The sequence below is a fragment of the Arhodomonas sp. KWT genome, assembly GCF_010993615.1.
In genome coordinates, this window is the sequence record NZ_WNXE01000515.1 from 1 (window position 1) to 1,138 (window position 1,138).

Sequence of the window (1,138 nt, forward strand, 5' to 3'; positions counted from 1 at the left end):
TGCGCGTTGTCCAGTGCACGCTCCGGGCGCACTACACCGAGGCCGTGGCGGTGGGGCGCGAGGCGCTGGCTCAGTTCGGCGAGGTCCTGCCGGAGGCGGACCTGGAGGACGTCCGCGACCGCGAGCTCGCCGCGGTGCGTTCCCTGCTGGAGGGGCGCCCGCTGGAGTCGCTCGGTGGCATGCCGGCCATGACCGACCGGCGCCGGCGCGCGGTGATGAAGCTGCTGATCGCGCTGGGGCCGCCGTGTTACCGCGCCCATCCGGGGCTGTGGTCGGTGATCGTGGCCCGCGAGGTGCGGCTGTGCCTGGAGAGCGGCAACGTTACCGGGGCGGCATACAGTTACCCCGCCTACGGCGGCCTGCTGACCCACGTGGGGCAGGGTGACGGGGGCGACTGCGCGGCGCTCTATCGTGCGACCCGGGAGCTGATGGCGCAGTTCACGGACCGCGCGGAGAACAGCATGGCGCACCTGATGATGGGTAGCTCGCTGACCCACTGGTTCGCACCGCTGCAGGCAGCAAGCGAGGACTACCTGGAGGCCTACCGTACCGGCCAGGCCTCGGGGAACCTCCAGTACGCCGTTTACGGCTTCGGCCACGATACCTACTGCCGCTATTTCCGCGGTGAGCCGCTGGACGAGCTTATCCCGGATGTCCTGAGCTACCTGGAGTACACCGAGCGGCGGCGCAACCTTTGGGGCATTGATCTCATCACCGGGGCGCTGCGTGTCTTCTCCCTGCTCCATGGCGGACGGGACGAGCCCGACTGGCTGCACAAGCACGAGAGCGAGACGGATTACCTCGCACGCTGCGAGGCGCACGAGAACCTCCAGGTTCTGTGTATCTACCACATCATGCGCGCCATGGCGCTGCTGCAGCTCGGAGAGGTCAGCGCCGCGGCGCACAGCATAGGCGAGGCGGAGACGCGGCTCGACAGCGTCTCCGTGCAGGGACTGCTGCCGGTCACCCAGTTCCCGGCGCTCAGGGCACTGGTGCTGGTGCAGGCGCCCGAGGCCCTGGACGCCGACGACGGGACGGTGGCGGCCGCCCTGGAGGACGCCGTCGCGCGCTACGGGCGCTGGCGCCGCCACGCCCCCGACAACTTCGAGCACTGGTACCGGCTGATGCAGGCCGAGCA

1 protein-coding gene is annotated in these 1,138 nt (G+C 69.9%); it reads left to right on the forward strand.

Annotated elements, in window-relative coordinates; genetic code table 11:
• Positions 1–1,138 (forward strand): hypothetical protein (locus tag G7A99_RS20345; RefSeq protein WP_205599957.1); only part of this gene is annotated, 1,138 nt, incomplete at both ends.